This window comes from Bulleidia sp. zg-1006, from assembly GCF_016812035.1.
GTDB lineage: Bacteria > Bacillota_I > Bacilli_A > Erysipelotrichales > Erysipelotrichaceae > Bulleidia.
In genome coordinates, this window is sequence record NZ_CP069178.1 from 1,536,610 (window position 1) to 1,545,033 (window position 8,424).

9 protein-coding genes are annotated in these 8,424 nt (G+C 35.4%); 5 read left to right on the forward strand and 4 right to left on the reverse strand.

The annotated features are described in order from the left end of the window. Positions 1–13: 13 nt before the first annotated feature. From JOS54_RS07810 to JOS54_RS07825, 4 genes are read right to left on the reverse strand one after another with little or no spacing between them, the layout of a single operon-like run. Positions 14–280 carry an RNA-binding S4 domain-containing protein gene (locus JOS54_RS07810; protein WP_203245026.1) on the reverse strand — a complete coding sequence of 89 codons (267 nt, stop codon included), beginning with the start codon at positions 278–280 and terminating at the stop codon, positions 14–16. Continuing rightward, positions 270–3,692, reverse strand: a complete 3,423-nt coding sequence (gene mfd / locus JOS54_RS07815) for a transcription-repair coupling factor (RefSeq protein WP_238928354.1) — start codon at positions 3,690–3,692, stop codon at positions 270–272. The genes JOS54_RS07810 and mfd overlap by 11 nt, the downstream gene beginning before the upstream one ends. 53 nt (positions 3,693–3,745) lie before the next feature. Beyond that, positions 3,746–4,318, reverse strand: coding sequence for an aminoacyl-tRNA hydrolase (pth, locus tag JOS54_RS07820; RefSeq protein ID WP_203245027.1), 573 nt, complete (start codon positions 4,316–4,318; stop codon positions 3,746–3,748). Beyond that, on the reverse strand, positions 4,315–5,148 hold the full coding sequence (locus JOS54_RS07825) for a hypothetical protein (protein ID WP_203245028.1): 834 nt from the start codon (positions 5,146–5,148) through the stop codon (positions 4,315–4,317). The genes pth and JOS54_RS07825 overlap by 4 nt, the downstream gene beginning before the upstream one ends. A 75-nt stretch (positions 5,149–5,223) precedes the next feature. Here JOS54_RS07825 and JOS54_RS07830 point away from each other — a divergent pair, with 75 nt between their 5' ends. The 5 genes from JOS54_RS07830 (at position 5,224) to JOS54_RS07850 (ending at position 8,100) form a co-directional block, all read left to right on the forward strand. After that, complete coding sequence (locus JOS54_RS07830; RefSeq protein WP_203245029.1) at positions 5,224–5,973, forward strand: M15 family metallopeptidase; 750 nt, start codon at positions 5,224–5,226, stop codon at positions 5,971–5,973. A gap of 78 nt (positions 5,974–6,051) precedes the next feature. Next, on the forward strand, positions 6,052–6,186 hold the full coding sequence (rpmH, locus tag JOS54_RS07835) for a 50S ribosomal protein L34 (protein ID WP_203245809.1): 135 nt from the start codon (positions 6,052–6,054) through the stop codon (positions 6,184–6,186). A 30-nt stretch (positions 6,187–6,216) separates the two neighbouring features. Next, a complete protein-coding gene (gene rnpA / locus JOS54_RS07840) occupies positions 6,217–6,546 on the forward strand; it encodes a ribonuclease P protein component (protein ID WP_203245030.1) in 330 nt (109 codons plus the stop codon). 20 nt (positions 6,547–6,566) lie between these two features. Beyond that, positions 6,567–7,478, forward strand: a complete 912-nt coding sequence (locus JOS54_RS07845) for a YidC/Oxa1 family membrane protein insertase (protein ID WP_203245031.1) — start codon at positions 6,567–6,569, stop codon at positions 7,476–7,478. Position 7,479: 1 nt separating this feature from the next. Further along, on the forward strand, positions 7,480–8,100 hold the full coding sequence (locus JOS54_RS07850; protein WP_203245032.1) for a R3H domain-containing nucleic acid-binding protein: 621 nt from the start codon (positions 7,480–7,482) through the stop codon (positions 8,098–8,100). The last annotated feature ends 324 nt before the right edge of the window (positions 8,101–8,424 follow it).

The window sequence follows — 8,424 nt, forward strand, 5'->3', positions numbered from 1 at the left end:
ATCACGAAACACACTATTCATCAAGATTTAAGTGTTTCTCATAAACAACCTCATACATCTCAGCCGCATCCGCTTTTCTTGTTTTTTCTTGCATCGAAAGGACACGAACCGCAAGCACTCTTAATCCATATTGAATCTCTACCACATCCCCTACTTTCACTTCATGACTGGGCTTAACAATCTTATCATTGATTTTAATTCGTTCATGAAGTGCCAATTCTTTTGAAATGGTTCTTCTTTTTAATATCCTTGAAATCTTTAAAAATTTATCAACTCTCATGACGAATTGCCTCCTTTGCTAGATAAATAGCTTTCGTACAAACCTTTAAACTCTCATTATTTGGAACAATAACTGTAATGGCCCGATTTAAATACTTCAATTGAATATCCTTTGACAACTCTGAATACAACGAAAATAATTTCACTCCATCCACACTTTGTGAAAACAATGGACTAAACGTAATCTCTTTACCTTTAACAGTTTCAAGATAATGTTGAACATGAGCTTGCGATAAAGCCAAATCCAATTCTTTCTTATCAAAAATAGTTTCCACCTCTTTTGGTAAACGACCATATTGATCACGAATTTCCACCTTATACTCCATTAATTCCTCACTTGTTCGCAAGGCATCAATTCTTTGATATAAATCCAGCTTATCAAAATCATCCGCCGCAAAGCCTTTTGGAATATATGAAGAAACTTGAATGTTGTTTTTTACTTTCGCCTCTTTCTTTTCCACGACTTGATTGTTCTTCTTAGCTTCAATCGCCATTTCCAGCATTTCAATATACATATCAATACCAACGGTATCAATAAATCCAGATTGCGAAGAACCTAGTAAATCTCCTGCTCCACGAATGGTTAAATCACGCATCGCCACTTTATAGCCGGAGCCTAATTTCGCAAACTCTTTGATAGCTTGTAATCGCTTTTGGGCAATTTCCGATAATTGTTTTCGCGTTGGAATCAGTAAATACGCATAAGCCAAGCGATTCGAACGACCTACCCTTCCTTTCATTTGGTAAATTTGTGATAAACCGAAATTTTGAGCATCCTCAATAAAGATGGTATTTACATTTGGAATATCAATTCCATTTTCAATAATCGTTGTAGTTACTAAAACATCTATTTCTTTATTATGAAAGCGCCACATAATATCTTCAATTTCTTCACGTCCTAATTGACCATGAACAACGCCAATCCGTGCATCTGGTAACTCTTTCTGTAAAGTACGAGCTTTGTTGTAAATAAATTCAATATTGTTATATAAATAGAAAACCTGCCCCTTACGCGATAATTCCTTTTGAATCGCATCCACAATTAAAGCTTGGTTTTTTTCAACCACATAGGTTTGTACGGAATAACGATTTAACGGTGGTGTTTCTAGCTGAGATAAAGAACGAACGCCAATTAAAGACATTTGAAGTGTTCTTGGAATTGGTGTTGCACTTAGGGCTAAAACATCCACTCCATTTCTTAATTCCTTAATCTTTTCTTTGTGTTCGACTCCAAAGCGTTGTTCTTCATCAATAATGAGTAAACCTAAATCTTTAAAATGAATATCCTTTGACAACACACGATGTGTACCGATGAGAATATCCACCTTTCCCTTCGCTAAATCTTCTACTATTTCTTTTTGTTTATTCTTAGGTACAAAACGGTCTAAGATTTCAATCCGAACCGCAAAGTCTTTATAACGATTTTTAAAGGTCGAAAAATGTTGCTCAGCAAGGATGGTTGTTGGACATAAAACGACCACTTGTTTATAGTCAGTAACGGCTTTAAAGGAAGCTCGAATGGATACTTCCGTTTTACCAAAACCAACATCACCACAAATCAAGCGATCCATGGGCTTATTACTTTCCATATCCTTCTTGATTTCTACCATTGCTCTTTCTTGATCAATGGTTAAATCATATGGAAAAGCATCCTCAAATCTTTTTGTTTCTTCAGTATCCTTTGAAAACGCATAGCCGATGTGTTGTTCACGAGCGGAATACAAGTCTAATAAACGACCGGCTATTTCTTCCACATTTTTTTGTAGCTTGGCTTTGGTTTTTTCCCAATCTCCTGAACCAAGTTTGTTTAACTTAGGAACCACTCCCTCTCTTGATACAAACTTGCGAACTAGACGAAATTGTTCTAAAGGAACTAATAATTCCGAATTAGCTCTATAGATAATTCTTAGGAAATCTCGTTTGATATGCTTAATTTCCTTGGTTTCAATTCCCAGGTATTGACCGACGCCATAATGCGCATGCACCACATAATCTCCCGGTTCCAATTCTTGGTAAGCATGAATCACTTCCGCATTACGAAACTTATTTTCATAACGACCTTTACGATGATGCACTTCTAATAATTCACGTGCTGTATACACTGCCACATTTTTATCTGCTAAAAAGAAGCCTTGTGACCAATCTGCTTCATATAAATACAAAGAAGCCTGACCAAGTTCGTCTTTCCCCTTTAGAAATTGATAATCTGCCTTTTCTTGGTTTAGGATTTCACACACTCTTTGCATTTCTTTCTTATTTAAAACAAAGATAGTGGTCATTTGTCTTTGTGCAATTTGAATTCTTTTTTCTAAAGGTTCATTTGGTAAATAAACTTCTTCAATATGGGCAATATTATCGCCATAACTATCGCCATAATAACAACGTACTTTTGGTACACTTCTTTCCAAGTCATGCCACAAAGCAAAGCGAGGAAGCAGTTTATTTTCCTGTGCCATTTCTTGAATGTAAGAAATGGTGTCTTCCTTTAAACGCTTAATCGCATCTCGTACTAAGATTTCATCGGAAATAAACAATTCCGCTTGATTCATATAATCCCATAGACCAGCTACTTTTGAAACAAACGCATAATATGGATACATACTCTTATCAAATAAATAAGCATCCATCGCCTCTAAGGTATTTCTTAGTTCATCTTGTAAAAACACATTAGGATTATTGTTTAAATCTTGTTGAATGTTCTCTTTAATTTCTTGGATTTGATCTTTTGAAAAAAAGACAATTGAAGCTGGCACAATCTCTACTTCTTGAATAGTTCCAATGGTTTTTTGAGAATTTTCATCAAAGAAACGAATGGATTCTATTTCTGTATCAAAAAATTCTAAGCGAATAGGATGGTCATAATTAATGGAATACACATCCACGATGCCTCCCCGAATCGCAAAGCTTAACGGTTGGTCAATATGAGATTGTTGGTGATAACCGCTTGCCAGTAATTTTTCTTTTAAGTCATTCATGGAGTATTCTTCATTGACTTTTAAATGAATGGAAACTTCCTGGAATTGACTAGGTAGTGGTAAAAATCTTAGATAAGCCGATGGACAAGTAACAACAATCTGATTTGGATGTTTCTGTAAAGAAGATAAAGTATCGACTTGTTGCGCACTTAATTCAGGCGAGGACGCAATAGCTTCCATGCGAAGACTTTCATCGGTTCCAAATAAAGAGCATTCTTCATCGGATAAAAAAGAAGTTAGTCTTTCATAGAATTGTTGAGCTAGGTATAAATTGGATTTTAAGACTATTATTGGTCTTGGCTTTTGTTTATAAGAAAGCACGATTAAAAGAGCCTCTTGAATGACAGATGAAATCGCAATCGGAGATTTCTTTTTCTGAATTTGATCTAAGGCTTTATTTTCTTTTGTGACTTGAACTAACCAATTCGGTATCAACAAAATCAATGCTCCTTTGCTTAGTGATTATACAACCAAAAGAAGAGTTCATTGCATTAACCCTTCTTATTAAAACGATTCATCACCAAATCCATTGGTTCATTCACCCATTCATAACAAGCTTTCGCTGCTTGTTCAATAACTTGTTGAAACGTTTCTCTTTCTTCTGGAAAGACCGGCGACAATACCCAATCCGGCACTTCTTCATGAACCCCCGGATTGCTATGACCGACACCAACACGAATGCGTGATATATCTTGGCTATTCAGGTGTTGTTGAATAGACTTCATTCCCTTTTGTCCACCACTGGATCCTTTTTTACGGATGCGAAGTGAACCTACTTTTAAATCCATATCATCATGAATGACCAGCATATCTTCCAAAGCTATCTTATAAAAATCAAAGGCTTGACGTACAGCTATCCCCGATTCATTCATAAAAGTTTGCGGTTTCATTAAGATGACTTGTTCGGAACCAATGCGAACTTGTGTAATCAAGGCATTCCATTTATTTTGAGAAATATCAGCATGGCACAAACGAGCCAATTCATCCATGACTAAAAAACCACTGTTATGCCTGGTTTTTTCATATTTCCGACCCGGATTTCCTAAACCAACAATCAATTTCATTTTTGATTCTCATCTTCCGGATCGGTTAGTTTCTCCATCACCATAGTTTCATTCATGTCCTGTTCCGTAGGTTCTTCCTTTTCTTCCTCTTTTTCTTTTGGAAGCCGGAAGCCGAGGTTCTTTAAGAAACGCTGTCCAACACTAAAAGAGGCGAAGTGTTGGATTTCTTCTGCATGAGTGTCTTGGGTGACGATATCATTTTCATCTTGAGCAATCTTCGCTAACAAACTAGAACAAATAGATTTATAAACACTAATCATATTTTTAGAATATTTCAAAGTTTCATAATCTCCTTCTAAGATAGATTGATAGAAGGCTTTTCCTAAGTCCTCTTGTCTTTGGTAGTATTTCTTCACTTGTAAACCAAGTTGAACAACCATTTCGGAAGGTAATTGTTCCGTAATTGGTTCTAATTTCCGGAATAATTCATTCATTAAGTCCAATTCATTTAAACCATAAAGAAGATTGGGAATGGATAAATATAGATAAAAGAAACTATCTTCATTAGAACCTACCGAAGCCCCTTTATCATAATTCACTAATTGTTTTACTTGTATGTTTTCTAATATAGAAGTATAGGAACCGGTTCTTCCATGATTGAGCGTACCCCAAAGCTTTAAAACCTCTGTTTTTTGAAAATATTCAACATTCTTATCACGAAATTGATCTTCCAAAATAGCGATTTTATCATTGAATGTAGCTTCATCATCCACATAACGAATGACTTCGATTAAACCTTTTGTTTTGGTGTTTTTCCGGCTTGTCTGAAAGATACGAACAATGAAATAACCAATTAAAACCCATATCGCAATATTTAAAAATTTTGGCATAATAGTGTACATCCTCCATTTGTATTGCTTATTATTATACAGTACAATGGCAAGGAGTGAACATGAAGGAGTTTTATGTCTAAGAAAAGAATGAACTTAAATGTGATAGCGAAGTCTGTAATTGTAGTAGGTATAGTGATATTATCTGTATCGATTTTTCTGTTGAACCATCCACAATTAACGAAACCTTTTATTAAACCTGAACAAAAAAATACCACAACGAATACACAAAAGAAAACTTTACCACAAGCTTTAACGGAAGCGAATAGCATTACGGTTTTAGTGGATAAAACACATGGTTTACCAAAGGATTATGTGCCTTCGGATTTATCTAGTCCTTATTTAAATAGTACGGCCGATGTTATTCAATTAAGAAAAGAAGCGGCTAATCAAGCCAAGGCAATGTTTGAGGCTTCAAAAAAAGATAAGGTTCCTATGTTTATTACCGCTGGTTATCGTAATTATGACCAACAAAAAGATTATTACGAAAATCGGGTGAATTTATTAGGGGAAGAAGAAGCGAATAAAACAACCGCCAGTGCCGGTTTTTCTGAGAACCAGACAGGTTTAGCTTTGGATATTACCGATAAAGCTGACGGGCATAATACAGTTAAATTTGCTGAAACAAGTACCTATAAATGGTTGGTTGAAAATGCGCATAAATATGGCTTTATTCTCCGCTATCCAAATCATAAAGAAAAGATTACAGGCTACACTTATATGCCTTGGCATTGGCGTTATGTTGGTAGTGATGTTGCGAAAAAAATGGTGAAAGAAGGTGGTGTTGACCTTACTTTTGAGGAGTATTTTCACACCCAAAAGTAGTTTGACACTATCTTAGGTTTTGTCTATAATTATCTCGCAATGTTTTCAGTTATGTAAAAAAGTATTGGAGGTGGCATGATGAAGAGAACATACCAACCAAGCAAAAGAAAAACAAAAGCTACCCATGGCTTTAGAGCTCGTATGGCTACTGTAGGTGGACGTAAGGTCCTTGCTAGACGTAGAGCAAAGGGAAGAAAGGTTTTATCTGCTTAAGTCGCCTAAAGGTGACTTTTTATTTGTCTTATGAAAAAAGTGAATCGTATTAAGAAAAAAGAAGAGTTTCAAGAACTCATTCACCAAGGTAAGAAAAAAGTGAATGCATCTTTTGTGCTCTATTATCGAAAAAAAGTGGAAGATCAAGCCCGAATTGGTATCTCTATTCCAAAGAAAATTGGTCATGCGGTACAAAGAAATCGATACAAGCGTCAAATTCGAATGATGCTGGAAGGAATGATTCCTTTTGAACGCTATCCCTATGATGTTGTTTTGATTGTTCGTTTTGCATATCCAAACAAGTGTTTTGAAGAAAACGAAAAACTATTGGAAAGAACTTTAATTAAAGATATAATTTAAACATTACACAAGGAGTCCTTATGAAATTATCAACAAGAACGAAAAAGCTGCTTACTTTAGCTTTCATTGTCGGAGTGATTGTGACCATCAGTGGTTGTTCAGTTCCTCATGACGCTCAAGGTAAGGTAATCTTAATTACCAGCCAAACCACTTTCAAATATGTTTTTGAAAAAGAAAGTTGGTTCTCAGCTATCTTTGTTTGGCCATTAGCTTGGTTAATCAACAACTTGTCAAATGTAGTTGGTGTTGGTGGTGCTATTGCCTTAGTAACGGTTACCCTTACTACTTTATTAGCAATGTTTACTTTTAAATCCCAAGTAACCATGCAAAGAATGCAGATGATTCAACCTGAATTAAATAAGATTCAAAGAAAATACGAAGGTGTTTCTAGTGACAACGCTCGTATGAAAATGGCTCAAGAGCAACAAGCCTTGATGAATAAATATGATATTCATCCCGGTTCTATGATGTTGGTTCAATTCCTTCAATTTCCAATCATCATGGCGATGTTCTTCGCCATTCAACGTGCTGAAGCCGTTGCGAATGGTTCTTTCTTAGGTATGACCTTCCAAGTAACACCAATGCAAGGTTTGCAACAATTGATGCGTGGCAATCTAGCTTCTGCTGGTTATGTTATCTTATTCTTATTAATGATTCTTTCTCAATTTGCACTGATTAAATTACCGCTTATTTTGCAAAAGAAGAAAGCGGAAGCGGAAGCGAAGAAACATCATCGTCGTCCAGAAGAAGTTGGTGGCAGTAGCCAACAAGTCATGACCCAATACCTGATGGTAGGTATGATTGCTTTGTTTGGTTTAACTTGGGCTTCCGGTATGTCTTACTACTGGTTAGTTCGTAACTTAGTCGATATTGTGAAGACAGTCATTGTGCAAAAGAAAATTGATGAGCAGAAGTCTATTGGAGGTCGCTAATATGGAAATCTATAAAGGCAAAACATTAGATGAAATGTTAGAAGCCGTTGCAAATGAACGTGGTGTTCTTCCAAGCACATTGCAATATTCGATTTTAAATCAAGATGTGGAAGGTGTTGAAGCTTACATTTATGATAGTGAAGACATTAAAGAATTCTTATTTGATTATTTAGGTGCTTTCTTCACGGAAATTGAGTTGGATATGGAAGTTTCCATTGAAGACTTAGGTGGTTCCTATCATGTGAACTTAAACGCTGAAAATAACGCTATCTTAATTGGTAAGCAAGGGAAAACCTTACAGGCTTTAAACTTTGTTGTAAAAGCTGCGATAAATGCGGTATTTAAGCGTCGTATTGATGTCATGATTGATATCAATCACTACAAGGAAGACCGTTATGCTAAGGTAAAATCGATTGCCAAGCGGGTAGCTCGTCAGGTTCAACAAAGTCATGTGGATGCAGCACTGGATCCAATGCCAAATGATGAACGTAAGGTCATTCATAAAACCTTAGCCGATTGGGCAGGTATTTCTACGGAATCAGAGGGGGTTGGTGCTAATCGTCATATCTGTATTCGTTACCATGAAGAAGAAGTAGAAGAAATTCCAAATATGTCTTTATAAAATGTATTTTCAAATTAAGCAGAAGAGTTAAGTTTTCTGCTTTTTAAATTGATCGATTATCTAAAAAAGGATTCACAAATATAGATATTCTCCTTAATGAAAACCAATATAGATATGTTAAGTAAATTCATTAAACTACTAATATGATTACCCTATAAACTTCTTTTCTTATGCTAATTATTCCAGTCTATTTGATCATTTCAATTGATGAAATTAGATTGTTGAAAAAAGACTAATTTATACTTCTAGTTATTCTTAAAAGAAGAACTTCAGATTTCTTATTTGTGGATAACTATTTAATTTATAAACACATCCACAATCTTA